This is a genomic window from Flavobacterium sp. Sd200 (assembly GCF_009826935.1).
Taxonomy (GTDB): domain Bacteria; phylum Bacteroidota; class Bacteroidia; order Flavobacteriales; family Flavobacteriaceae; genus Flavobacterium.
Genome location: NZ_WUMN01000006.1, coordinates 1 through 25093, shown reverse-complemented (window position 1 = coordinate 25093; position 25093 = coordinate 1). Strand labels below are relative to the sequence as shown.

The 25093-nt window shown below is 40.6% G+C and carries 19 protein-coding genes, 1 tRNA gene and 1 pseudogene; 12 read left to right on the top strand and 9 right to left on the bottom strand.

What is annotated here, in order from left to right; translation table 11 throughout:
• Positions 1–4: 4 nt before the first annotated feature.
• Both GR160_RS15045 and GR160_RS15040 read right to left on the bottom strand, forming a co-directional pair.
• Entirely contained in the window at positions 5–628 is a 624-nt protein-coding gene (locus GR160_RS15045) for a choice-of-anchor J domain-containing protein (protein ID WP_160750716.1), read from the bottom strand.
• A 9-nt stretch (positions 629–637) separates the two neighbouring features.
• Complete coding sequence (locus tag GR160_RS15040) at positions 638–3433, bottom strand: carboxypeptidase-like regulatory domain-containing protein (protein ID WP_160750715.1); 2796 nt, start codon at positions 3431–3433, stop codon at positions 638–640.
• A gap of 137 nt (positions 3434–3570) precedes the next feature.
• On the opposite strand from GR160_RS15040, the gene GR160_RS15035 reads away from it, so the two are divergent.
• From GR160_RS15035 to GR160_RS15020, 4 genes are all read left to right on the top strand, one after another.
• The gene (locus tag GR160_RS15035; RefSeq protein ID WP_370519227.1) at positions 3571–4701 is read left to right on the top strand and encodes an endonuclease/exonuclease/phosphatase family protein; all 1131 of its coding nucleotides are present in this window, start codon (positions 3571–3573) and stop codon (positions 4699–4701) included.
• 222 nt (positions 4702–4923) lie between these two features.
• A complete protein-coding gene (locus tag GR160_RS15030) occupies positions 4924–5364 on the top strand; it encodes a hypothetical protein (protein ID WP_160750713.1) in 441 nt (146 codons plus the stop codon).
• Between the two features lie 166 nt (positions 5365–5530).
• Positions 5531–5890 carry a septal ring lytic transglycosylase RlpA family protein gene (locus GR160_RS15025; RefSeq protein ID WP_237421238.1) on the top strand — a complete coding sequence of 120 codons (360 nt, stop codon included), beginning with the start codon at positions 5531–5533 and terminating at the stop codon, positions 5888–5890.
• 3 nt (positions 5891–5893) lie between these two features.
• Complete coding sequence (locus GR160_RS15020; protein ID WP_160750711.1) at positions 5894–6268, top strand: septal ring lytic transglycosylase RlpA family protein; 375 nt, start codon at positions 5894–5896, stop codon at positions 6266–6268.
• 22 nt (positions 6269–6290) lie between these two features.
• Here the strand turns inward: GR160_RS15020 and GR160_RS15015 are convergent, their stop codons facing one another.
• The 5 genes from GR160_RS15015 to rseP form a co-directional block, all read right to left on the bottom strand.
• Positions 6291–6929: a hypothetical protein gene (locus GR160_RS15015; protein WP_160750710.1), complete on the bottom strand. Its 639-nt coding sequence runs from the start codon at positions 6927–6929 to the stop codon at positions 6291–6293.
• Positions 6930–7152: 223 nt separating this feature from the next.
• Positions 7153–7449 carry a GIY-YIG nuclease family protein gene (locus GR160_RS15010; protein ID WP_160750709.1) on the bottom strand — a complete coding sequence of 99 codons (297 nt, stop codon included), beginning with the start codon at positions 7447–7449 and terminating at the stop codon, positions 7153–7155.
• Between the two features lie 109 nt (positions 7450–7558).
• A complete protein-coding gene (locus tag GR160_RS15005; RefSeq protein WP_160750708.1) occupies positions 7559–7855 on the bottom strand; it encodes a GIY-YIG nuclease family protein in 297 nt (98 codons plus the stop codon).
• 46 nt (positions 7856–7901) lie between these two features.
• Positions 7902–7975, bottom strand: a tRNA-Asn gene (locus GR160_RS15000).
• Between the two features lie 167 nt (positions 7976–8142).
• Entirely contained in the window at positions 8143–9468 is a 1326-nt protein-coding gene (rseP, locus tag GR160_RS14995) for an RIP metalloprotease RseP (protein WP_160750707.1), read from the bottom strand.
• Between the two features lie 239 nt (positions 9469–9707).
• Between rseP and GR160_RS14990 the strand changes: the two genes are divergently transcribed.
• From GR160_RS14990 to GR160_RS14965, 6 genes are all read left to right on the top strand, one after another.
• A complete protein-coding gene (locus tag GR160_RS14990; RefSeq protein WP_160750706.1) occupies positions 9708–10784 on the top strand; it encodes an NADH:flavin oxidoreductase/NADH oxidase in 1077 nt (358 codons plus the stop codon).
• A 167-nt stretch (positions 10785–10951) separates the two neighbouring features.
• On the top strand, positions 10952–11995 hold the full coding sequence (locus GR160_RS14985; RefSeq protein WP_160750705.1) for a Gfo/Idh/MocA family oxidoreductase: 1044 nt from the start codon (positions 10952–10954) through the stop codon (positions 11993–11995).
• 16 nt (positions 11996–12011) lie between these two features.
• Positions 12012–12962: an aldo/keto reductase gene (locus GR160_RS14980; RefSeq protein WP_160750704.1), complete on the top strand. Its 951-nt coding sequence runs from the start codon at positions 12012–12014 to the stop codon at positions 12960–12962.
• Between the two features lie 98 nt (positions 12963–13060).
• Positions 13061–14038 carry a D-glycerate dehydrogenase gene (locus GR160_RS14975; RefSeq protein WP_160750703.1) on the top strand — a complete coding sequence of 326 codons (978 nt, stop codon included), beginning with the start codon at positions 13061–13063 and terminating at the stop codon, positions 14036–14038.
• Positions 14039–14196: 158 nt separating this feature from the next.
• Complete coding sequence (locus tag GR160_RS14970) at positions 14197–15417, top strand: MFS transporter (RefSeq protein ID WP_160750702.1); 1221 nt, start codon at positions 14197–14199, stop codon at positions 15415–15417.
• 120 nt (positions 15418–15537) lie between these two features.
• A complete protein-coding gene (locus GR160_RS14965; protein ID WP_160750701.1) occupies positions 15538–16533 on the top strand; it encodes an aldo/keto reductase in 996 nt (331 codons plus the stop codon).
• Between the two features lie 123 nt (positions 16534–16656).
• Here GR160_RS14965 and GR160_RS14960 read toward each other — a convergent pair whose 3' ends face one another.
• Positions 16657–17949 (bottom strand): aminopeptidase P family protein, encoded by a 1293-nt coding sequence (locus tag GR160_RS14960; protein ID WP_160750700.1) that lies wholly within the window; start codon positions 17947–17949, stop codon positions 16657–16659.
• Between the two features lie 561 nt (positions 17950–18510).
• On the opposite strand from GR160_RS14960, the gene GR160_RS14955 reads away from it, so the two are divergent.
• Positions 18511–22293 carry an immunoglobulin domain-containing protein gene (locus GR160_RS14955; RefSeq protein ID WP_160750699.1) on the top strand — a complete coding sequence of 1261 codons (3783 nt, stop codon included), beginning with the start codon at positions 18511–18513 and terminating at the stop codon, positions 22291–22293.
• Positions 22294–22479: 186 nt separating this feature from the next.
• Here the strand turns inward: GR160_RS14955 and dusB are convergent, their stop codons facing one another.
• Positions 22480–23481, bottom strand: a complete 1002-nt coding sequence (dusB, locus tag GR160_RS14950; protein WP_160750879.1) for a tRNA dihydrouridine synthase DusB — start codon at positions 23479–23481, stop codon at positions 22480–22482.
• A gap of 604 nt (positions 23482–24085) precedes the next feature.
• On the opposite strand from dusB, the pseudogene GR160_RS14945 reads away from it, so the two are divergent.
• Positions 24086–25093: pseudogene (locus GR160_RS14945) on the top strand (hypothetical protein); the annotation flags it as partial.

Sequence of the window (25093 nt, the reverse complement as noted above, 5' to 3'; positions counted from 1 at the left end):
ACGGTTATTTTACATTCACGTTATCAATTTGGTACGAACCGTCAAGGTTGGTATTTGTACCAGACCCAGTAACCTTAAATGCAAGGTGCAGCTGTTTATCTACATATTGTGTAAGATCTACATTGCCGCTGTCCATAAATTCAAAATAAACAGCAGATGTTCCCGGAATATTAACAGTTAAAGGTACCCATGTTGCTGTAGCCACATCAGTGCCGTTGAAATCTTCAGAAACGAACACTTCAAGTTTATTGGCAACATTGGTTACATAACTTTGGGCAACCTCAAAAGACAAAGTTTTGTGCTTCTCTGTCGGAATAAATTCCGGAGATACCAGCCAGCTAACATTTACCGGATCTCCGGTTTGGTAGCAGCTAAGTTCGGCATAACCATTACTTTGGTAAACCTGTACCCTCCATAAAGCAGAACCGGTTTGAGCGATATTCTGCCATCCGTCTATATCAAGGATAGTATTATCTAAAATTGGTGTAAAATCCGGCGTTGTATTAAAAGTTTGCGATAGCGGAAGAGCATCGTAGTGTGGCAGTACTGTATCATCATCTCCCACACATCCTGTAAACAGTACAGATGTAAGGGCAGTTACTAAAAGCAGTTTAAAATTATTTTTCATAGCAATTAATTAAAAGTTTAAGTAAAGGTTTACAAAGTAAGTCCTTCCGTAACCGTAAAAATATTTAGAACCAAAAGATGGTGTACCGTTTTTATTATCTACAAGAAGATTTTGGTAGTTAGCCGCGCGAGATTGTTCAAATCCGCCTGTTTTGTAGGTCTTGTCTAATACGTTGTTTACACTTGCAAAGAAACCAAATGTTTGATTGCCTATTTTCCATGATTTACCACCCTGAAGGTTAAACAAGAAGAAGTTATCAAATTTTTCCTGACGTAAAAGTTGTTTTGCCTTTGCATCGTCTATTGGGCTGAAAGGCAAGCCTCCGCTCTGTGCCGGATCCTGGAAGAAGTTCTCGGTTCTTAGCAATGCAGAAACATCAATATAGTTATCGGCAAGATAGTTGGCGTTACCACCAATCCACCAGTAGTGTGGGTCTCTGTATTCAAGACCTAAAGAGTAAGCCTGTTGTGGCATACCTGCAAGCCTGTAGTTTTTAAGCGACGATTTACCAAAATCTACGCTTGTAGCTGGGTTAAGGTTTACGGTGCCTGTACCGCTGTCGTTAATTGTTACGGCTGCAAGTGCATCGTTATTAATGCTTACATTAGGGTTGTTACTGTAAGTGTATTGGCCATAAGATGCAGCAGCATTTATTTTAATTGTTGAGGTAAGGTTGTATTCTAAACCAAGCTCACCGCCAAACATTCTTTTGTTTACGCCTGTAACTGTTTCGGCAACAAAAGCATCTGCATCATCTCCTTCAAATATACCTTCACCATAAAAGAATGAAGTTTCAGTAGCATCTTCTATAGTAGAGTAGAAACCTGTAATACGACCTTTAAGCTTAGGAGTTCTTATTACATAGCTAATGTCGCCACTGTTAATTGTTTCGCTGGTAAGGCCGTTTACAACATTATTGTTTAGCCTTGCGTTAGGGAATGTATTTCTAAGCGTTGGTGCTTTGGTCATGTGTACACCGTTAAATACAATTGAGTTTCTTCCGTCAAGCTTGTATGTAATACCACCTTTAGCACCGTAGTTGTCAAAAGTAATTTTCTCGCCTTTGCCATAAGAGTTGTTGGCATAAAGACCGTTTCTGTAAAGACCTTCGCGCTGATAGTCTGATCTTGAGTAGTTACCCGCAAGGTAAAAATCTACCTTGCTGTAAGAAAATTTAAACTGTGCAAAACCGTCAACATTGTTTGCGTGCAGGTAGTAGTTGTAGCCATAAGTATCGCCTTCTACAACACGCCTGTTAGGGTTGTTAAGGTCGCTTTGAGAAAAATCACCTGTATAGTAGTTGTCTATATCTTCAAAGAACTGACCGCCTAAAAGGTCTAGCAGGTTTTGGAAGTTGTGCGATTTTACATTTTTAAAAGTTACACCACCATTTACCACTATGTTGTCTGACAACTGAGAGCGTAATATACTGTTTGCAGTAAAAATATCGTCGTCTGTCCTGTCTTCATACAACACATAAGCACTACGGCCGTTTTGTGTATTTTGGTTGGTTTGGTATAGAAAATCCCAGTTTAGCTGCCTGTTAGTGTTAAAAGTAGCCAGTGTGTTCTGGTTTGCAGCATTATCTCCGCCAAGGTTGTTATAATAGCTTGGAAGGTTTCTGTAATATGTTGGATCCGGGTTGCTTGCGTTTTGATAGTCAAGCCTGCTGTTTCCTATGTGTCCAAACTGGTAAGCCGCAGTAGTGGTTAACGATGTCCTTTCGGTCATGTTCCAGTAGTGGGTTAGCATTATAACCGGCTCTTCTACATCTTTATCGCGAGAGTTGCGCTTTTCGCCATCCTGGTATCCCCAGTAAGAGTTATATTTTTCGCCTGCAATATTGTTAACTTCCGCAGTATTAGGAGAGTTTTTACCCCTGCTGTTTTGAGCATAAATACTGGTAAGGTTAAGGCTGTGTTTGTCGTTTATTTTTTTCTCTACACTTGCAAAGAATGAGTTTGCACTATAATCGGTACCTTCAAAGTAGCCTTCCTGGGCAAACCTTCTTGAAGCAGATATTACATAAGCCCAGCCGTCTTTATCCATACCCGATGCATAAGTAGCCATAGCCCTCCAGCTATAGTTAGTGTTTGTACCGGAGAATGATATCCTTCCGCCCGGTCTGTATATAGATGCACGTGTGTTGATTTCCTGAGTACCAAGAATATTACCAAAAGTATAGTCAGAAGGGGCAGAACCCATTGTAAATTCCTGATTACGTGTAGCATCATTAAGGCCACCCCAGTTGCTCCACTGCGGGCGTCCGTCATAAAGCTTGTTCATAGTAATACCGTTTATCATAGTAATACCATATTCGTTATCAAGACCACGGATCCTGAAACGTGCCATACCCCAGTTAAAGGCTGCTGCCTGCTGGAACACATCTCTTGAAGCCTGTAGAAGCCCGGCTGTATTTTCAGATCCGGAGTTATCATCGCCCAGGTCATTATCTGTAATAGTAATAAGGCTCAATTGCTGTTCAGATGTTATATCTTCTTCTAAAGATACTACGCCAAGATCCAGCGGCTGGCCTGCTGCCACCTCTACAGTAAAAGTTTGACTTGTAAAGCCTGTAGTAGCAACTACCACCACGTGGCTGCCTGCCAATACATCGGTAAATACAAAAACACCTTCAGAATTGGTCAAAGCTGTTTTACCGGTAGCATCGAGCGTTGCCACAACATTTTGCATGGGTTTTTGCGATTTAGATTCAACCACCTTACCCTGTACAGAGCCGGTTTGCTGCGCCCACGCAACTACAGCCTGCATTACAAATAAAAGACTGAGAATTAGTTTTTTCATAGATAAAATTAAATTATTCCTGTTCGTTGTTAAGTTAAATATTTCTTAACGGGCGCAAATGTACATCATTTAAAAATATTATTTACTTTTGGCATCCAGTTTGTTATAAAACTTGATGTTAAATTAATATATGTTAAATAATGATAAAATCATTTAGTTCGTTCCTGTTTATTGTGTTGATTGGTGTGTTGTGTAATGCTCAGGATAAAAAGTTTAAAGTACATACCGTAGCTTTTTATAATGTTGAAAACCTGTTTGATACACACAACGACCCTAAAATTAATGATGAGGAGTGGTTGCCGGACGGACGCCAGCACTGGACAGAAGAAAAATATAAAAAGAAACTGTCTAATTTAGCCAAAGTTATCTCTCAGATAGGTACTACGGAGAACCCCGGAAACTCCCCTGTAGTTATAGGTGTAGCCGAAGTAGAGAACCGTGGTGTACTGGAAGATCTTATCAAAGAACCATTGCTTGCAGGTAAAGATTATGGCATAGTGCACATAGACTCGCCTGATAAAAGGGGTATCGATGTGGGCTTTCTTTACCAAAAGAAATACTTTAAGCCTACAAGTTATAAAAATTTCCCTTTACTTATATATGATAAGAACGCACTTAAGCTAAAGAAAAAGCTGGAGGAAGATAAGGCAGCCGGAAAAACTACTGATGACGATGAAGAAGGAGTAGTGATAAACGTAGACCTTGAAGGAAGACGTTACACGCGCGACCAGTTATTGGTTACGGGCTATCTTGATGGTGAAGAAATGAGTTTTATTATAAACCACTGGCCTTCGCGCTCAGGTGGCGAAAAAGTATCGGCTCCGTTTAGGGAGGCTGCTGCTGCTCTGAACAAAAAAATTATTGACTCTTTGTATAAAGTAAATCCTAATGCAAAGGTTATAACCATGGGCGACCTTAACGATGGTCCTTACAACAACAGTGTTAAAGGTGTGCTTGGAGCCAAAGCCAAGAAAGAAGACACTAAAAAAGGAGGTTTATATAACCCAATGGAAGAGATGTCTAACAAAGGTATAGGCACACTTGCTTACAGGGATGCGTGGGATTTATTTGATCAAATGATAATGACCGAGCCACTTATACAAAAAGATTATACTTCTTTCCGTTTTTGGAAGGCAGGCGTTTACAACAAAACGTTCATGACGCAGCCATCTGGGGCATTTAAAGGCTATCCGCTAAGAAACAGTAATGGGAATGTGGGTTACAGCGACCACTTTCCTGTTTACGTGTATCTGATAAAGCAGATGTAGATATTGCTCAAAAATTATAGTAAAGGCTAACCATTAGGTTGGCCTTTTTTTATATTCCTAGTCTTTAAAGTTGTTAATCAGTACAATAGTAATATCTAAAACTACATTGTTTATTTTTAGAACCGTTCTAAACAACGCCTCAAAACAATTTTAGACAGAGTTTAGTAAGGCTTTTTTTTGCTGTATTGTTTATATTTGCCCTCCTAACATTACAAAAAAATTATGTATTCATCTGTATTAGATCTGCATTCTTACTGGGCTTTCGGAGTATTGGTATTCCTGCTCATTGCCATTTTAAACTCGTTTGTAGGTCTTAAAGCGAAAAGGCCTTTTAATCTTCAGGACAGGCGCATAGCTATGATAGCCCTTATTTTTAGCCATGTGCAGTTAGTTTTAGGATTAATTCTACTATTTACATCGCCATGGTTTGCAGCTGTTAAGGAGCTTGGTATGGGTGGTGCTATGAAAGACAGTACTATTAGGCTGTATGTGGTAGAACACCCGCTTATCAATATAATAGCGCTTACTCTCATAACGATAGGATGGTCTAAGCATAAAAGAGCAGAAGAATCTGACAAAAAATTTAAAAGTATAGCTGTATTATATTCTATAGGTTTAGTGCTGTTATTGAGCAGGATACCGTGGAGTGCATGGTTAAACTAACCAAATTTTAAAGCCCTGTTAAGGGCTTTTGTTTTCTTAATGGCATAGTTGTTGGGAAAAAGGAACGGACAAAAAAATTATAATTATTATGAAGAATAGTATTATTATTTTCAGTACAGTTTTAGCACTATTTATAAGCTACGGTTTTGCGCCGGCTGTAAAATATATGCCCCAGGATATAAAGGCAACCATTACAACTGCGGCAGAACCAACACTTACTCCCTATAAAAAAGATGTTCTTGCCACCTATTATGCCGACAAGTTTAATGGCAGGAAAACGAGCAGCGGCGAACGTTTTAATAATGCAAAATATACTGCTGCCCATATGAAACTGCCTTTTGGCACCATGGTTAGGGTGACCAATGAAGCAAACGGAAAGTTTGTAGATGTAAAGGTAAACGACCGCGGACCCTACAGTAAAAAACTGGAAATAGACCTTACTAAAAAAGCTTTTATGGAAATAGCCACTAAAAAAAGCAGTGGTTATTTTAAGGTAAAGATCGAAATTCTGGAGGAAAAAAAATAAGGCATGGCAAAACGTATAGCAGTATTTTTAATGTTTGCAACATTGCTTGTTGCATGTTCAAGTAAAAAAGGAGCTTATAATTCTTATGATAAATCGGCAGTGGCAAGCTATTATGCCGATAAGTTTAACGGCAGGAAGACCGCAAGCGGAGAAAAATTCAGCAACAGCAAGCTTACGGCTGCCCACAAAAAACTGCCTTTTGGCACTAAAGTAAAAGTTACCAATAAAGCCAACGGAAAATCGGTTGTAGTTGTGGTTAATGACCGTGGGCCTTTTGGAGGTGGACGTGATATAGACCTCTCAAAAAAAGCCTTTATGCAAATTACCGACAACAAAAATCACGGAGAGCTAAAGGTTACCATCGAGGTATCTAAATAAATATACTCCAAGTAGGCATTGCTCAATCAAGTTTTACAGTAATGCTGTCGTTAACTTCTGTTTTATCTTCCATTAAATTATAAAATATTACGTGGGCTTTGTTGCCCTCATATTTTGTTGAGACAGAATCTGCTTCTGTAAAAGCTTCTTCTTTAAGTATGTTTATAAGGGGCTTTTTTTGCCATATTTCTAAATGTGGTTGATTTAATGAGCTTTTGCTGTTCGTTTGCATTAATAATATATTATCGCTATATACTTCTTTTCCGGGAGAGATCTTTCCTAAAACCGAGGCAACCAGGACAATACCTGCAAAAGGATAAAATAAAGCTAAAAGTAAAACAAACGGTAAATAGCAGAATGTTTTAAAATAAAGCTTTTCTAAGCGGTTATTCCACTTTTTAGGTGCATAAAGATACAGCAGAAGCCCTGACAGGAAGAAAGGAAGTATGAATACCCTGTTTGTCCATGAACCTCTCAATACTACGTCAAAATTCCTGTAAACAATCCATAGTGCTATCGTAATGGCTAAAAGAGCATAATGAAGCTGCTTTATATTGTTTGCTACACTTTGCGATAGTCTGCGCTGCTCATTGCGTATTATAAATCCCCAGTAATAGCAGTAGGCAATAACAATCAATAATAGAAGTAGCAGGTTTATCATTGTTTTGTGATTGATTAAGTTGTCCTAAGGTAGTTAGATAAACTATAGAATGCTAAGCAACACTGAACTATTTTGACAATGATGGGGAGTGTGAAATTAAGAACCCTAATGTTGTTTTCTGTAATACAAAAAAACCTAACTATTTCTGATTAGGATTTTGCTCCCCCTCTTGGGCTCGAACCAACCCCGATAGCTATCGGGGCTCTGATTACAGTCAGATGCTCTAACCAGCTGAGAAATATTTTGTGCGTAGTTTTTCCTGCATTTCAGGATATTTAATGAGGTTTTGAATGTAAACCTTGCTTTTCATTGTTTTGATATGTTTCTCTACCGCTAAAGCCTGTGCTTTACTTTGACATTCCAATTGTAAGATCAATTCCCAATCGTTGGCTTTTGCGGTGAATTTATTAGGCTGGGCATTTTGGTGGAAACTTATTCGGACATCCATATCGGAAGTATATCCGATATAATATCTATTGAGTTTTTTAGAGAATAGTATATAAACAATATTATTTTGCATAGTGTGTAAAAACAAAAAATCCTAACCATTTCTGATTAGGATTTTGCTCCCCCTCTTGGGCTCGAACCAACCCCGATAGCTATCGGGGCTCTTATTACAGTCAGATGCTCTAATCAGCTGAGAAATATTTTGCGCATAGTTTTTCCTGCATTTCAGGATATCTAATGAGGTTTTGAATGTAAACCTTGCTTTTCATTGTTTTGATATGTTTCTCTACCGCTAAAGCCTGTGTTTTACTTTGACATTCCAATTGTAAGATTAATTCCCAATCGTTGGCTTTTGCGGTGAATTTATTAGGCTGGGCATTTTGGTGAAAACTTATTCTCATGTCAATATTAGAAGTATATCCAATGTAATATCTATTGAGCTTTTTAGAGAATAGTATATAAACAATATTATTTTCCATAGGGTGTAAAAACAAAAAATCCTAACCATTTCTGATTAGGATTTTGCTCCCCCTCTTGGGCTCGAACCAAGGACCCTCTGATTAACAGTCAGATGCTCTAACCAGCTGAGCTAAGGAGGAAACTGTATATTGTTTCGTAATCTTCCGGCTTTTTTAAAGCTTTAAATTACCTGGTGTTTTTCTCATTCTTAAAGGCTGATGTGTTGCCTTTATTGCGGTGCAAATATAGAACGATTTTTAATTTCTGCAAACAAAAAAGTCAAAAAAATTGAACTTTTTTTTAATCTCTAATTTACAATTAGCTGATAAATGTCTTTTCCGAAAACTAAAGCCATAAGGCTTAGTAAGATAACCATACCCACTGTTTGTACAACACCTGCCGCTTTATCGCTAAGTTTTTTTCCGGTAATCATCTCAGCAATGGTAAAAATGGCATGTCCGCCGTCTAATCCCGGTATTGGCAGTATGTTCATAAAGGCAAGGCCTATCGAAAACAGCGCTGTAAAATTCCAAAAGAACTCCCAGTTCCATGTTGTTGGCAGTTTAGAAGCGATGCCCACTACGCTTGTTACCTGCTTGTAGGCTCCGGTGCTTGGGCGCAATATTAGCTTAAACTGTTTAATGTTGTAAACAATCAGGTCGTATGACTCTCTCATGGCAACCGGTATTGCAGAGAAGAAGTTATAATTTTCGCGTATAATATAATCTTTCTCTACAGTTGGTTCCTGCACAATACCAATGCTCCCCAAGCTATCTACAGCGCTTGTGATTGCAAGCTTTTGACCATTGCGCACAACATTAAGTACAATTTGCTTATTCCTGTTCTTGTATGCCTGCTCGTTTAGCTGTCCAAAAAACAAATGCTCTTTGCCGTTAACGCCTACAATTTGGTCGCCAATTTTAAGCCCGGCTTTTTGAGCGTTAGAGTTTGGCACTACAGAATCTAAAGTAACGCTGCTAACCATAGGGTGCATAAAGTTGCGGCCTTCGGTTTCCAGTATCAGTTTTTTGTCGGCATCAGTAAGCTTTAGTGTAAAAGGCTTGCCATCGCGTTGTAGCAATACTTCGTCGCCAAGCAATACGTCAAGTACCATACGGTCGAAGCGTGGCTGGTATTTGCCATCGGCTTCAAGAATTTTATCGCCGTCTTTAAAGCCCACTTTTTTTCCGGTCTCACCAAAAGCAAGTCCATTTTGCTGGGTTACCTCAGTGCTCACATAGCGTTTGCCATACGTGCTGTACACCGCAGTAAATATAACCCAGGCTAAAAGTATGTTTACAATAATACCGCCCATCATTATTACAAGGCGTTGCCAGGCCGGTTTAGAGCGAAACTCCCACGGTTGTGGTTCGCTTTTCATTGCTTCGGTATCCATACTTTCGTCTATCATACCGCTTAGCTTTACATAACCTCCTAATGGTAACCACCCGATACCCCATTCTGTTTCACCAATTTTTTTCTTAAGTAAAGAGAAGCCTGCATCCATAAAAAGGTAAAATTTTTCTACTCTTACCTTAAACATTTTAGCAGTTATGTAGTGCCCAAATTCGTGCAGTATTACAAGTATAGAGAGCATTAATACCAATTGGGCAACCTGAATGAGTGTATCCATTTTTATGTTTTAAAATCTACAAATAAACGTACAAAAATAGTGTTTTCTGATTTACCTGCACTTAAATTTAATTTTTTGGCAGTCCATTTAAATGTTTGTTAATAATGACAAATGCAATTCATAATTAATCATTGTAAGGTAACTTTACAATTCTTAATTTTATTACGTAAGATAATTCGACAATAATTATTGTGTGTATTATCTGTTAAGATGACACTACCTAACACAATCACCACATTATGGCATCATTATTTTCTGTATTGCAACTCAAAAGTATTATTTTAAAAAACCGCATAGCCATATCGCCCATGTGCCAGTATAGTGCTGAAGACGGTTTTGCAAACGACTGGCATTTGGTGCACCTTGGAGCGCGGGCCATTGGCGGTGCCGGACTTATTATACAGGAGGCTACAGCCGTTTCGCCCGAAGGACGTATATCTCCTGAGGATTTAGGTATTTGGAGCGATGCGCATATTGAAAAATATAAACAGATAACCGCTTTTATACAGGCGCAAAATGCTGTGCCGGGCATACAGCTTGCACATGCCGGGCGCAAAGCAAGCACATCGGCACCGTGGCAGGGCAACCGCAAGCTTACATTGGAAGAAAACGGCTGGCGCACTGTAGCCCCAAGCCCTGTGCGCTTTAGCGAGGAAGAGGAGCTACCTCCTTTAGAGCTGGATAAAGAAGGCATAGCCAAAGTTGTTGCCGATTTTAAGTCTGCAGCCAAACGCGCCCATGAGGCCTGTTATAAAGTGGTAGAGATACACGCTGCACATGGCTACCTTATACACCAGTTTCTTTCGCCGCTTATAAATCATCGTTCGGATGAGTATGGAGGCAGTTTTGAAAATCGTATTAGGTTATTGCTCGAAATACTCGAAGCAGTACAAAGCGAATGGCCTGTAAATTTGCCGATTTTAGTGCGCATTAGCGGTACTGACTGGGCAGAGGGGGGCTGGAATGAAGAAGAATCGGTAGAACTGGCTAAAATATTAAAACATAAAGGTGTCGATTTGATAGACTGTTCGTCGGGCGGGGCAGTGGCGCATCAAAAAATACCGGTGGGTCCTAACTATCAGGTGCCAATCGCTGCAAGGGTTAAAAAAGAATCTGGTCTTTGTACAGGTGCCGTGGGATTGATTACAACAGCCCAACAGGCCGATGCCATTGTTAAGAACGGTGAAGCCGACCTGGTGTTGTTTGCCCGGGAGTCGTTGCGTAACCCTAACCTTGCCCTAAACTTTGCCCATGAGCTTGATGCTGAAGTAATGTGGCCTAAACAATATGAACGTGCTAAGTTGAGGAAGCATTAGTGGCAGGTCTCAGTCGCAGTTTTCAGATGTACCTATTCGTTTCTAATTTATTGAGGTTAAACCTTAGCCTTATATCTTTAAACAGTACAAATTATATTATCAGTAATAATAATTCATAAAGTATTGTGCGCTTTGTGAAATTCCAATGCCCTTTTGGGTAGTAAATTATGCAAAAAACAATCAAAACAGCCCTTTTATCATACGGCATGTCGGGCAAAGTATTTCATGCCCCATTTTTAGAACTGCACCCCGGTTTCGAACTTTTAGGCAGCTGGGAGCGCAGCAAACACCTTATACAGCAGGACTATCCGCAGGTAAAGAGCTACGCGTCTTTAGAAGAGGTTTTGGCTAGTGATGCCGATCTTGTAATAGTAAACACCCCGGTAGACACCCATTATGAGTTTACCAAAAAAGTATTAGGGGCAGGTAAACATGCGTTGGTAGAGAAAGCCTTTACCACCACCGCTGCCGAGGCAGAAGAGCTTAGAGATCTTGCAAAAAGTAAAGGACTCAAGCTTACCGTTTACCAAAACCGCAGGTGGGACAGCGACCTTAAAACAGTAAAAGATGTACTTGATAAAAGCCTGCTGGGAGAAATTGTGGAGGCCGAAATTCGTTTTGACCGATACAACCCAATACTTAGCCCCAAGGCGTGGAAAGAAAGTGCTAATGCAGGCGCCGGAGTGCTTAAAGACCTTGGGCCTCACATTATAGATCAGGCGCTTTATTTGTTTGGTTATCCTGAAGCTGTTTCGGCAGATGTTCGTACTATAAGGGAGAATTCGCTTGTAGACGACAACATAGACATTATTTTATTTTATGCTGATAAAAGAGTAAAACTCCATGCGGGCTTCTTTAACCGCGAGCAGCTGCCCGCTTATATTATTCAGGGACGCAAGGGTAGCTTCTTTAAACTTCGCGGAGATTTACAGGAAGATACGCTTAAAACTGGGGCTAAGCCTAACCTGGCCGATTGGGGTACTGAGCCCGAAAGTTTGTCAGGACTATTGCATACCGAAATAAATGGCGAAGTTGTCAGGAAAACAATACCTACACTACAGGGCAATTATTACGACATTTTCGATGGGGTGTATAAAGCCATAACCGAAGATGCGCCCGAGCCGGTTACTGCCGAAGATGGTGTTAGGATAATGAAAATTATAGATGCTGCAATCGCGAGCAGCGAACAAAAATGCGTAATCAATTTATAATACAAGATTTACTACCATGGAAAAAAGACAATTAGGGAACTCTGATTTGCAAGTGTATCCGATAAGTTTTGGAGGCAATGTTTTTGGATGGACAATTGACGAAAAAAAATCATTTGAAATACTGGACGGTTTTACCGGTGCAGGTTTTAATTTTATAGATACCGCCGACGTATATTCACGCTGGGCACCGGGCAATGAGGGCGGAGAGAGCGAAACTATTATTGGTAACTGGCTTAAAAAGAGTAAAAAACGCAACGACCTTATTATTGCTACCAAAGTGGCCAGCGATATGGGAAATGGTAAAAAAGGCCTGTCTAAAAAGTATATTTTAGAGGCAGTAGATGCTTCTTTAAAAAGATTGCAAACGGATTATATAGACCTGTACCAAAGCCATTGGGACGACCCCGAAACCCCTATAGAAGAAACCCTTGATGCCTATGCCCAGCTTATAAAAGAGGGTAAAGTGCGCTATATTGGGGCAAGCAACCTCTCGCCCGAAAGGCTCAAGGAATCTTTGCAAGTTGCTCAGAAACACGGACTCCCATTGTATCAAACATTTCAACCGGAATATAGTCTTTTAGAAAGGCAGAAATATGAAAACGGCATTGAACCTATTTGTCTTGGTAACAATCTGGGTGTAATAACTTATTTTTCGCTTGCCAGCGGATTCCTTACCGGGAAATACCGCACTAAAGACGATCTTGGCAAAAGTGCCCGTGGTGGCGATATGGACAAGAATTTTAACGACCGCGGATTTAAAATACTTGCTGCATTAGACGAAGTTTCTGCAAAACTGAATACTACCCAGGCTGCCGTTGCATTGGCGTGGCTCATACACCGCCCGTCGGTTACGGCACCTATTGTTAGTGCCACAAGTCTTAATCAGCTCCAAAGTCTTATAGATGCTCCAAACCTTGACATTACTGCCCAGGACATAGAGTTGCTAACGCAGGCAAGTGCGTGGTAAGCTTAACCTGCAAGGTCTTTGAGACCTTGTAGGTTTAAACAATAATCATTCTAATAAATACCTACAAGGTTTTTAAAACCTTGCAGGAACTATAAATTATGAAAATATTTGCAACACGGATACTGCCACAAGCCGCTATAGATCTTATTGAAGGCGAAGGTTTTGAACTGAGCCAATGGCAGGAAAAACGCGAACTTACTGATGCCGAGTTTATTGAAAATTGCAAGAAGGCTGATGCTCTTGTGCTTGCCGGCGGAAGAAAGATTGGCGAAGAATTTTTTAAAGAGTGCAGTCACTTAAAGGTAATAGCACTTTTTTCGGTGGGCTATGATAATGTAGATGTTAAGGCTGCTACAAAATACAAAATTCCCATTGGCAATACACCCGATGTACTGAGCCAGGCAACAGCCGAGGCCGCTTTTTTACTGATGATATCCACAGCACGCAAGGCATTTTACCACCATAAAAGGATTGCCAAAGGCGAATGGAATTTTTTTGAACCTACTGCCGGTCTGGGAATAAACCTGTTTGGTAAAACCCTTGGCATATTAGGCTTGGGCAATATTGGTTTCGAGATGGCTAAGATGAGCAAAGGTGCTTATGGCATGAACATTATTTACCATAACAGAAGCAACAACGAGCAGGCTGAGCAAGAACTTGATGCAAAGAAAGTATCATTTGATGAACTGCTGGCGCAAAGCGATGTAATATCAGTCCATGCTAATTTGAGCGAGCAGCTTAAAGGTATTTTTAATAAAGAGGCCTTTGCTAAAATGAAACCTAATGCACTCTTTATAAATACTGCCCGTGGCGGTGTTCATAACGAAGCCGACCTTAAAGAAGCCTTAGAGAACGGAACAATTTGGGGTGCAGGTCTTGACGTTACCAATCCCGAGCCAATGGATAGAAACAATGCACTACTGGATATGGAAAATGTTTCGGTACTGCCGCACATAGGCTCGACGGTAAAAGAAACGCGCAACGCTATGGCAACACTTGTGGCTCAAAATATAATTGCAGGTTTAAAGAGCGAAGAGCTTAAGGCCTGTGTAAACCCTGAGGTGTACACCCTGTAGACTTCATATTTACAGGATTGGGTTTATGAGGATGAACGGATAATATATATGGAAGTAGGGAAAGCGAATTATTTTATTATGCCTCATATAGAAGCATATAAAAATTCATTGCACAGTCCAAAGATCTTTTGAAAGAATAGTGTTGTATATTTGTAGGTATGGATACCGAAATAAACCTCTCGAGAAAGGTCCGAAAACCGCTTAAAGCGTATAAAGAGGCCAAACAAAGTTACCTGAACCGCATGCGCCTTGCCGTATCGTTGTTTTATTTTTCTATGGGGTTAACCTTTGCCACGTGGGCAAGCCGAATACCCGATATTAAACAGGCTCTTAATCTTAGTGAGGCCGATCTGGGTACGGTACTCTTTTCTATTCCGTGTGGGCAATTGCTAATGATGCCTTTTTCGGCACGAATTGTAGTCAAGTACGGTAGCAGTAAAACCGTGGTAGTAGGCATTATCCTGTATATAGCTTCTATGGTTACACTGGGGTTGGGCACAGAGCGTTGGCATCTCATGCTGTCATTATTCTGCTTTGGCATCTCGAGCAATTTTACCAATATATCTGTAAACACACAGGGACTGCTTACAGAGGGTATCTTCCGCAGGCCTATAATGTCGTCTTTTCATGGCGCATGGAGCCTTGCCGGTTTTACGGGGGCACTTATAGGTTTACTAATGATGAACTTTAGCCTGCCTCCCCGCATACATTTTGCTGTTGTAGCAGTATTGCTATATATTGTTATTGCATTTAACTATCGTTATTTGGTAAAAACAAAGCCTGCTAAACCGGAAGCAATAGAAAAACACAAGAAAAAAAGCCTGTTGCCTAAGCTAAACCCGGCACTTACATGGTTGGGTGTTATAGGTTTTTGCAGTATGGTGAGCGAGGGTATAATGTTCGACTGGAGCGGTGTGTATTTTAAAGATGTAGTAAGAGCACCAGAATCTCTTGTGGTTTTGGGCTATACTTCGTTTATGGTAATGATGGCTTCGGGTCGTTTTATAGGCGATAAAGTTACGCAACGTTTTGGCCGTAAAAGAGTATTGCAGGTTAGCGGTGTCCTCATATCGGGCGGTATGTACCTGGCGGTGTTTTTACCTTATATAGTTCCGGCGGCAATTGGTTTTATGCTTGTAGGCTTAGGCGTAAGTACTGTTGTGCCGGGCGTGTACAGCATTGCCGGAAAGACGCCGGGTATAGAACCCAGTAAAGCACTAACGGCAGTATCGAGCATTAGTTTTTTAGGTTTTTTAATTGGTCCGCCTGTAATAGGATATATTGCTCATGCCGTGGGTTTAAAAATGTCTTTTGCCTTAATAGGTATATTTGGGGTTGGCATTGCATTGCTGGTAAACAGGGTTAAGGCTATTGAGTAGTTTACAGTTTCAGTCCCAGTCTCAGTTTACGGTAGTCTTACTCAAATTAATAAATAAAAAATAAATGTCTCAGTTTGGGTAGCTATTGCTAACGCTGATTGAGACTTTAAACTAAAAAATATGGAATACAGAAAAATAGGAAATTCAGATCTTGAACTATCAGCAATAACCTTTGGTGCCTGGGCTGCCGGAGGCTGGATGTGGGGAGGTACAGAGCGTAACGGCTCTATAGAGGCTATCCGCAAATCGTATGATGAGGGTGTAACCTCTATAGATACTGCACCCATTTACGGGCAGGGCGATAGCGAGGAAATTGTAGCTGAAGCTTTAGAAGGCATATCGCGCGATAAAGTTCAGATCATTACAAAATATGGCATGCGCTGGGATTTGGCGAAAGGAACCCTTGCTATGAAAAGCCAGGACAACAGCGGTAAGGATATTGATATTTATAAATATTCAGGCCGCGAGAGCATTATTAAGGAGTGCGAAGACAGCCTGCGCAGGCTGAAAACAGATTATATAGACCTTTACCAAATTCACTGGCATGATGTAACCACACCTATACAGGAAACTATGGAAACGGTTGCCGAACTTATAAAACAAGGCAAAGTGCGCTATGCGGGTGTGTGTAACTATACTGCCGAACAGGTTGCAGAAGCCGATAAATATGTAAATATTATTAGCGATCAGGTGCCCTACAGTATGGTGAAGAGGGATATTGAAACAGAGCTTGTGCCTTATGCTTTAGAGAACGTAAAATCTATTATTGCATACAGTCCGTTGGAGCGCGGTTTGTTAACCGGAAAAATGAAACCGGGATACACTTTTGAAACCGGAGACCATCGTGCAAATGTTTATTTTTATAAAGACGAAAACCTAAAGAGGGTTAACGGGTTTTTGGATAAGCTTCGACCGCTTGCTGCCGAGAAAAATGCAACACTGTCTCAACTGGTACTGCGCTGGACTATTGAACAGCCGGCTATTACTGTTGCTCTTGCAGGTGCGCGTAATGCAGAGCAATCAGTGCAAAATGCCAAAGCAATAAATGTAAAGTTAAACAAAGAAGAGGTTGGTTTTATAACCACTTTGCTTAATGAACTTGTACTTGTAAAATAGTAGAGAATATATTGAAAAACAAAAAGCAGGCTACTCGTTTGAGGCCTGCTTTTATTTTATATGTATGTAAGTAAATCGGAAGAAACCTCAAAACGACTTTACAACTTTCAACGTTATAACTAATTACGCATTCATAATTTCTTCTATCTCTTCAGCTTCGATAGGAATGTTCTTCATAAGGTTAAAAGGTTCGCCACTTGGTTGGATAACCACATTGTCTTCAAGACGAACACCAAAACCTTCGGCAGGAATATAAATGCCCGGTTCTACGGTAAACACCATATTTGCCTGCATTGGCTCATAAAGCAAGCCATAATCGTGTGTGTCCAGACCCAGATGGTGAGACGTGCCGTGCATAAAATATTTTTTGTAGGCAGGCCAGTCCGGGTTTTCGTTCTGTACATCGGCTTTATCTAAAAGCCCAAGCCCAAGAAGTTCAGATGTCATTAGTTTACCTACTTCAATATGATACTGTTTCCATAATGTGCCTGGGACAAGCATTTTTGTTGCTTCGTTCTTTACATTGAGCACTGCATTGTAGACTGCTTTTTGCCTTTCGGTAAAACGACCGTTTACCGGAATGGTTCGGCTAAGGTCGCTGCTGTAATTGGCATATTCGGCAGCAACGTCAAATAAAATAAGGTCGCCGTCTTTGCATTGCTGGTTGTTTTCTATGTAGTGAAGTACGTTGGCATTATTGCCCGATGCTATAATAGGAGTATAGGCAAACCCTTTAGAACGGTTGCGCAAAAATTCGTGAATAAATTCGGCCTCAAGCTCATATTCCCATACGCCCGGTTTTGTAAAACCAAGCACACGCCTAAAACCCTTCTCGGTAATGTTGCAGGCATGCTGCATAAGGTCTAACTCTTCCTGTTCTTTAACCGAGCGAAGGCGTTGCAGTATAGGGTTGCTTTTAGCCACCTGATGTGCCGGATATTTGTCTTTCCACCATTTTATAAAACGAGCTTCGCGGGTTTCTGTCTCCACGCTGCTGCGATAATGTTCGTTCGTGTTTACATAAATAGTATCGCAGTAGGTCATGATCTCAAAAAGTGTTTTTTCGAAATCTTTAAGCCACACAATATTTTTAATGCCGCTAACGGCAGTTGCACGCTCTTTAGTTAGTTTTTCGCCTTCCCAAACGGCAATATGCTCGTTGGTCTCGCGAAGAAATAATATTTCGCGCAAGTGTTCATAAGGAGCGTCTGGGCAAAGCAGAAGTATCGATTCTTCCTGATCGGCACCACTTAGGTAAAAAATGTCTCGGTGCTGGGCGAAAGGCAGGGTGCTGTCTGCACTTACGGGGTATATGTCGTTAGAGTTAAATACGGCAACACTTTTAGGTTTCATCTGCGCGGCAAACTTTGCGCGGTTTTTTACAAAGAGGCTGCTGTCTATCTGATGGTATTTCATTATAAGTGATTTTAATGAGAACATCAAAATTAGTGAGAATATTCTAAACCATACTATAATTTAAGAAATGACAACGAAATGAATATTTTAATAATTTAAAACAGGGGGCAGATGGCATTGTAAGAATATTTTTATTGCTGGCATCTATATTTTGAATACTTTGAAAATATGGATTATGAATTTAGGTGGTTGGAATTGCGTTGTTAATCGATTAAATTGATACTTTGTCGATTCTAATAATGTCGATTTTGTAATACTATTTGTAAATTAGTGTGAAATACACATTTTTTTAGTTGCGGTTAAAATTGTTTGGAAATAGAAGAACCAGGTATTAGTTTTGTGTTCAAGATACTGATTAATAAATAATTGTATTTGCCTAAAAAGCTTTTGTATGCTGGAATGCGCAATACTTTTAAGGAGGTTAAATTAGGGTTAAGATCTATTTACAGAAAGGTTAAAATTTCTTACAATACTATTTCTCTAACGATACTTTAACTATTGTTAAACTTATTAAATATTAATATTTTTTTTTCTTTGTAATAAATTTAAAATTTGACTAACATGAGGGTTCGAAAAATTACTTCCTTTGTAAAAAGGCAGCTACTGCTATGGCTGCTTTTAATCGGGGTAGGGGCTTTTGCGCAAACAACAACGCCTACCATTACAAGTTATAGCCCCACGAGGGTTACTCAAAGAACTACTGTAACTATTACAGGTACAAACTTTACCAACCCAACTAACATTACCGCTGTAAGGTTTACAAGGCCGGGAGGTACTGCAACTGCAGCTACATCTTTTCAGGTTGTAAACAACACAACAATTACGGCTATTTTACCGCTTGTTACAGGTGTAACTTCAGGAACGGAAGCTCAGCTTACTGTAACTGTTGTTAGGGGTAGTACTGTTGTTAACGGAGCAACCACGCTTGCTTACATTGCACCTGCTGCCACACCGGCAGGTTCAGGAATTACCCGTGTAATTACAAACTGGAACGGCTATTGGAGCTCTTCGGCCGCAAGTGGTGTTGCTGCCAATCAGCCTGATACAGGTCATAGTCTTATGGCTTTCAGGTATAACGGTGTACTATACAGTACAGGTACTGAGGCGGCTGTAGTAGATGTCTTAAACAGTAACTCTGCTACAACAGGTGCTTATACTCAAAGTAACTTTAGGGCATTGCCTGTTAACAACATAAGTGGAACTGTTCCATCGGCTACAGATAACCCTAACCTTATTGTTTTAGGAAGTATGGTAGATGGAAGCAGCACCCGTGGAGTGCCAACCGCACCAAGTGTTGCAGGTCTTTCTGTACGTGATGTCCTTATTGATGGTATTCGTGGTCTTAACCTTGGTTCGGGAGTAACAAACCTTCCGTCTACATCAGTATTAAATTTCCAGTCGGGTACTATTTTTAATAATACGGTAATCGATGATGCCATTCCGGATATACTTGTTTCTCAGGTAGCTCAACCAAGTAGTGATTCTTTCTCAGTGTACTGTTTTGTAGATGTTAATGGCAATATTGTTGGAAACCCTGTACAGATAGACCTTAGTGCTGTAACTCCGGTTGGAACTTATAAAACAGATTTCTTTACGCTCCCTGTAAATGAGCCTTTAAATACTGCCGTAATTAACGGTACAAGAACAATTGGAGCCAATACACGAGATATAAGACTTGTTGGTTATAAACTGTCAGACTTTGGTATAACAAGTACTAACAGAACTCAGGCGGTTGGCTTTAAAGTAATGCCAAGCGGCACCAGCGACCCTGCTTTTATGGCTTACAACAGGAATTCATTTCAAATACCTGCTCCGGAAATTTCTGCACATCCGGTTTCTCAGGCTGTATGTCCTAACGGATCGGCCCAGTTTTCGGTTTCGGTTACTGCTACAGGTACAGAGATATCGTATCAGTGGGAAAGAAACGGCGTGGCGTTAACTAACGGCAATGGTGTTAGTGGTGCTACAACTGCAACCCTAACCATCAACCCCGTACTGGCAAGCAGTGCTGCGGTTTACAGGTGTTTGGTAACCAATCCATCAGGTGCCGCTTTTTCTAATCCGGCTTATTTAAATACTGTAGTACTTTCTGCTACAGGCGCAGAGACTTGCCAGGGAACTCCTGCTTTTGTTGAGGTAGGTGCACAAGGCAACACTCCGCAATATCAATGGTACAGCAATACTACTAACAGTAACACTGGCGGTACTCTTATAGGTGGGGCAACGTCAAGAACTTATTCGCCTTCTGTAACTACAGCAGGAACAACATACTACTATGCTGAGGTATATCCACAGGGTTTTGCTTGTGCTGCTACACGAAGCAGTGCGGTTGCCTTTACGGTTAACTATGCCAATGCTGGTACAATTACAGGAAACCAAACTGTTTGTGCCGGTAATAATGCAGTTGTATCTATATCAGGTTCTGCCGGTTCTATACAATGGCAACAATCTACAGACGGATCAACTTGGACAAATGTTACCACCGGAACAGGCGCAACAACTGCATCATACACAACAGGTATTTTAACAACTACTACACGTTATAGGGCTGTAACAAGCAGCGGAACATCTGTAGTGTGTACATCGGCATCAGATCCGGTTACTGTTACTGTTAACGACACTAACGTTTGGACGGGTGCAAGCGATATTTACTGGAACAATTCTGCCAACTGGGCTTGCGGTAGTATCCCAACACAGTATACAATTGTAAGTATTCCTTCGGCTCCGGTAAACCAGCCTACGGTTGTAGGTTTAACAGGCCATGCTAAAAGCATAACCATATCAAACGGTGCAAGTCTTATTGTGGCTACATCAGGATCTTTACAGGTTGTTAACGAAGTAAATGTTGTAACAGGCGGTTCGTTTACTGTAAATAATAACGGATCGTTAATACAGGACAATGCTGTTGGCAATACAGGTAATATTACTGTTATAAAAAATACCAACCCATTATACAGACTGGATTATACTATGTGGTCTTCTCCGGTAAGTGGGCAGCAGCTATTGGCATTCTCTCCGCTAACTAACACAGGTCGTTTTTACGAATATAAGTATGCTTATGAAAGTTCAATACAGGCCAATGTAGAGCAATATTTCCTTGTAAATCCATCGACAACAAATTTTGAAACAGCTAAAGGTTACCTTATCCGTATGCCAAACAGCAACAGTACTACCGGATATAATGCAGGCAGTGCTTCAATAAGATATCCTGGTACATTTACAGGTGTGCCTCATAACGGAACAATAACTTATCCGCTTTCTACACAGGGCAGCCGTTATACAGCTACCGGTAATCCTTACCCGTCGCCGATTGGTCTGGTAGAGTTCTTCGCGGCCAATAGCGGTGTTATAGATGCTGATTCTGGTATTTACCTTTGGAGAAAAAGAAACGACTATCAGGTATCTTCTTATGCTACGTTAACATTATTAGGTTTGATAGCAAACACTGCTACTCCGTTTGGTGGAGGAAACCCTCCAGCAAACTACACAGCAGGCGGCCAGGACCAGGCAGTTTACTATCAGGGCAGTAATGCAAACTGGAGGTTAGCTCAGGGTCAGGGCTTCTTAGTGAGAACTGCTGAAAACCAATCCAATCCGGTTATAACGTATAATAATGCTATGCGTAAAGAAGCTCCTGCCAGCGGAAATCAGGGCTTTTTCAGGACAGCACAAAACCCTATGTCGCGAGTTTGGTTAAACCTTAGTGGTGTTAACAACAGTTTCAGCCAAACGGCTATAGGTTATGTTGAAGGGGCTACTACAGGTGTTGATTATGGTTATGATGCAGCAGCGATAAACAGTGGCGGATTAGTTTCTTTATATTCTCTTGCAGCAGATAAAAAACTCGGCATACAGGCAAGGCCTGCCTTTACTTCAGGTGATATTGTGCCAATGGGATACTCTGCTACCGATGCAGGTACATACACTATAAGTATAGATCATAAAGACGGTGTTTTTGAAGAAGGCCAGGAAGTGTTTATAAAAGATAATCTTTTGGGCACTGTTACATCTCTTGCAAACGCATACAGCTTTACAACAAATGCTGGTACGATTGAAGACAGGTTTGAAATTGTATATGCACGCGAAGTTCTTGGTAATAACAACCCTGAGCTAAACGCTAACAGTATAATAGTTTTCAAAGAAGGTACGGCTATAAATATAAACTCAGGTACAGCTTTAATGAATGGTGTAAGGGTTCTTGACATACATGGAAGAGAACTTTATACTAAAAATGGCATTAATGCTACAGAAACAGTTGTTAATGGACTACAGGTTCAGCAACAGGTGCTTATTGTAGAAATTGACACTGTTAAAGGCAAAGTAAGCAAAAAAATAGTGTTCTAAAAATCAGGTCCCCGATTTACTTGAATCCCTGTCAGCGTAATGCGGCAGGGATTTTTAAGTTTTACACGTTTTTTTTTCGCATATTAACTATAAAAAAACAGACACTAATTTCTCAAACTATCATCAATAGATAAATACGAATTTGAGAAATTAGTGTCTTTATATTTCCTGTTCTGTAGGATTAGATCAACCCTGCATTAACGGAAGCCCTTCCCCAAAATGCTGAAGGATATCATCGAGGGTGTTGTACACATCCTGTGCTCCATCTCCGGTAACCAGTTTTTGCCTGTATTCTTTAAAATTAGCAATGCCTTTAAAGTAATTTGTATAATGCCTGCGGGTTTCAAAAACGCCTACGCGTTCTCCTTTCCATTCTATAGCCCAGGTAAGATGATTCCTGGCGGCTTCTACACGGTCGGCAAGAGTTGGGAGTGCTTTGTGCTCTCCGGTAGCAACAAAATGTTTTATTTCATTAAATATCCAGGGATACCCAATGGCAGCGCGTCCAATCATTACACCGTCTACATCATACCTGTTTTTATAATCAAGTGCTTTTTCGGGGCTGTCTATATCGCCATTTCCAAAAATAGGAATAGTAATGCGCGGATTATTTTTAACACGTGCAATTTCTGTCCAGTCCGCTTCACCTTTATACATTTGCGCACGCGTCCTTCCATGAATGCTCAGGGCCTTAATGCCAACATCCTGTAGCCGCTCGGCCACTTCATATATATTTATAGAGTTTTCATCCCAACCCAAACGGGTTTTTACTGTAACAGGCAAATGGGTACTGTCTACCACTGCTTTGGTAAGGCGCACCATAAGGTCTATATCTTTAAGTACTGCGGCACCGGCACCTTTACAAACCACTTTTTTTACGGGGCAGCCAAAATTTATATCTACAAGGTCGGGGTTTACTGCCTCAACAATTTTTGCCGATAGTGCCATAGCCTCTTCATCTCCTCCAAAGATTTGAATGCCTACAGGGCGTTCATAATCAAAAATATCAAGTTTCATGCGGCTTTTCATAGCATCACGTATAAGGCCTTCGCTCGATATAAATTCGCTAAACATCAGGTCGGCACCATGGGTTTTGCAAAGCCTCCTGAATGGCGGGTCGCTAACATCTTCCATCGGGGCGAGCAGTAACGGAAACTCCGGAAGCTCAATATTGCCTATCTTAACCATCTTCTTCATTTTGTGCAAAATTACGGTTTTTACTGCAATAATATTTTCATTTATATATTAGTAGGCAAAAGCTTACTTATTTTACTCTGTAAGTGCTATTTAGGAAGTAAAGACTTGTTATTTTTTGCTTATCAAAATGTTAATAATTAACCTTGTTGATGTTAAAACATAGAACAATTAACAGTTTATAACCAACATATTTAAGGCAACTACAAATAATTGTGCATAAACATTAGTTCTTACTAAAATACCTGATTACAGGTATTTTTTTTTGATTTTATTAGTAATATTTTTACCATTTAAAATCAACTACATACTATATGGAACAAATACTACATTACTCATCGCGACGCGTTGAGGCTGTCGGTCTTACTCATCCGGCAGACTCAAAGGCTGAAAATAAAAAACCGGTAGGAGAGAACCTGTTTTTTGCCTTCGCAGAAATATTATCGCCGGATAGTTTAAACATACTGTTACGGTCTTACGGTTTTGACGTGAGATTGTAAAATGTGCCCGGCTACAAATTAATGAACCCCATACTGTAAACTTTTAAGTTTATAACGCTTTTAATACCAGATAATAAAATAACACAAAAAGTATGAGAGTGAAAACTACGAAAACACAACACGCCCTGTTATGGCTTTGCATGCTGCTTTGCATAACGGTACATGCGATTACACCGGGCATGTCTGCCACTAAAGTTAAGGCATACAAGCCCCCAAGTGGTTCATTTGCACCCGTTGTATGGGTGCAGTGTACAACCCCGGCCCCAACAGCTTCGGCACAAACATTTTGTGGTGCTGGTACTGTAGCAAATTTAACTGCTACAGGTACATCCCTGCAATGGTATAGCGCAGAAACAGGCGGCACGGCTCTTAGCCCTGAGACGGCTTTGGCTACGGGAACTTATTATGTTTCACAAACCCTTGATGGCTGCGAAGGTCCAAGAACTGCGGTAAGTGTAACGGTAAATACTGCTGTTGCACCAACAGTAACGGTAAGCAGTACCGATGTACAGCATAATAACATCAACAATAATAATTATGTGTGTGCAGGAAGTAGCGTAACTTTTACTGCTACGGTAAGCAATGCAGGTGCAAACCCTACTTATGAGTGGCTTATTGCTAATACAGTACAGCCGGGCGAAACAGGCAGTACTTTTACACGTACTATTACAAACCTTACTAATGTGCGTTGCAGGGTTACTGTAACACCGGGTGCCTGTACTACACAGACTAGTGTAACGAGTAGTCCATATATTTTAACATCTGTAGCTGCGCCAACGGCTTCTATAGCACCACAGGGAGCTACAGCATTTTGCGAAGGCGGAAGCGTAGTGCTTCAGTCTGGCGGTCAAATCGATGCAAACAGCACGTGGCTTCGCAACGGTCAGTTTTATGCGAATGTTTTACCTGATAATGCCAGTATAACTGTAACAGAGTCGGGTACATTTACACTATTTATAAACGGATACAATGGATATAGCTGTACTACGACTTCGGCTCCGGTAACAGTAACGGTAACTACTGCGCCAAATGCTCCAGTTTCGTCTTCTCAGGCTTTATGTTCTCCGGCACAAGTTTCAGATCTGAATGCTACAGGTAGTAACCTT

Bases quoted from the DNA above. Each gene is read 5' to 3' on its own strand.
- GR160_RS15045 (WP_160750716.1), bottom strand. From the start codon at position 628: ATGAAAAATAATTTTAAACTGCTTTTAGTAACTGCCCTTACATCTGTA.
- GR160_RS15040 (WP_160750715.1), bottom strand. From the start codon at position 3,433: ATGAAAAAACTAATTCTCAGTCTTTTATTTGTAATGCAGGCTGTAGTT.
- GR160_RS15030 (WP_160750713.1), top strand. From the start codon at position 4,924: ATGTATTCATCTGTATTAGATCTGCATTCTTACTGGGCTTTCGGAGTA.
- GR160_RS15025 (WP_237421238.1), top strand. From the start codon at position 5,531: ATGCCCCAGGATATAAAGGCAACCATTACAACTGCGGCAGAACCAACA.
- GR160_RS15020 (WP_160750711.1), top strand. From the start codon at position 5,894: ATGGCAAAACGTATAGCAGTATTTTTAATGTTTGCAACATTGCTTGTT.
- GR160_RS15015 (WP_160750710.1), bottom strand. From the start codon at position 6,929: ATGATAAACCTGCTACTTCTATTATTGATTGTTATTGCCTACTGCTAT.
- GR160_RS15010 (WP_160750709.1), bottom strand. From the start codon at position 7,449: ATGCAAAATAATATTGTTTATATACTATTCTCTAAAAAACTCAATAGA.
- GR160_RS15005 (WP_160750708.1), bottom strand. From the start codon at position 7,855: ATGGAAAATAATATTGTTTATATACTATTCTCTAAAAAGCTCAATAGA.
- rseP (WP_160750707.1), bottom strand. From the start codon at position 9,468: ATGGATACACTCATTCAGGTTGCCCAATTGGTATTAATGCTCTCTATA.
- GR160_RS14990 (WP_160750706.1), top strand. From the start codon at position 9,708: ATGGCATCATTATTTTCTGTATTGCAACTCAAAAGTATTATTTTAAAA.
- GR160_RS14985 (WP_160750705.1), top strand. From the start codon at position 10,952: ATGCAAAAAACAATCAAAACAGCCCTTTTATCATACGGCATGTCGGGC.
- GR160_RS14980 (WP_160750704.1), top strand. From the start codon at position 12,012: ATGGAAAAAAGACAATTAGGGAACTCTGATTTGCAAGTGTATCCGATA.
- GR160_RS14975 (WP_160750703.1), top strand. From the start codon at position 13,061: ATGAAAATATTTGCAACACGGATACTGCCACAAGCCGCTATAGATCTT.
- GR160_RS14970 (WP_160750702.1), top strand. From the start codon at position 14,197: ATGGATACCGAAATAAACCTCTCGAGAAAGGTCCGAAAACCGCTTAAA.
- GR160_RS14965 (WP_160750701.1), top strand. From the start codon at position 15,538: ATGGAATACAGAAAAATAGGAAATTCAGATCTTGAACTATCAGCAATA.
- GR160_RS14960 (WP_160750700.1), bottom strand. From the start codon at position 17,949: ATGAAATACCATCAGATAGACAGCAGCCTCTTTGTAAAAAACCGCGCA.
- GR160_RS14955 (WP_160750699.1), top strand. From the start codon at position 18,511: ATGAGGGTTCGAAAAATTACTTCCTTTGTAAAAAGGCAGCTACTGCTA.
- dusB (WP_160750879.1), bottom strand. From the start codon at position 23,481: ATGGTTAAGATAGGCAATATTGAGCTTCCGGAGTTTCCGTTACTGCTC.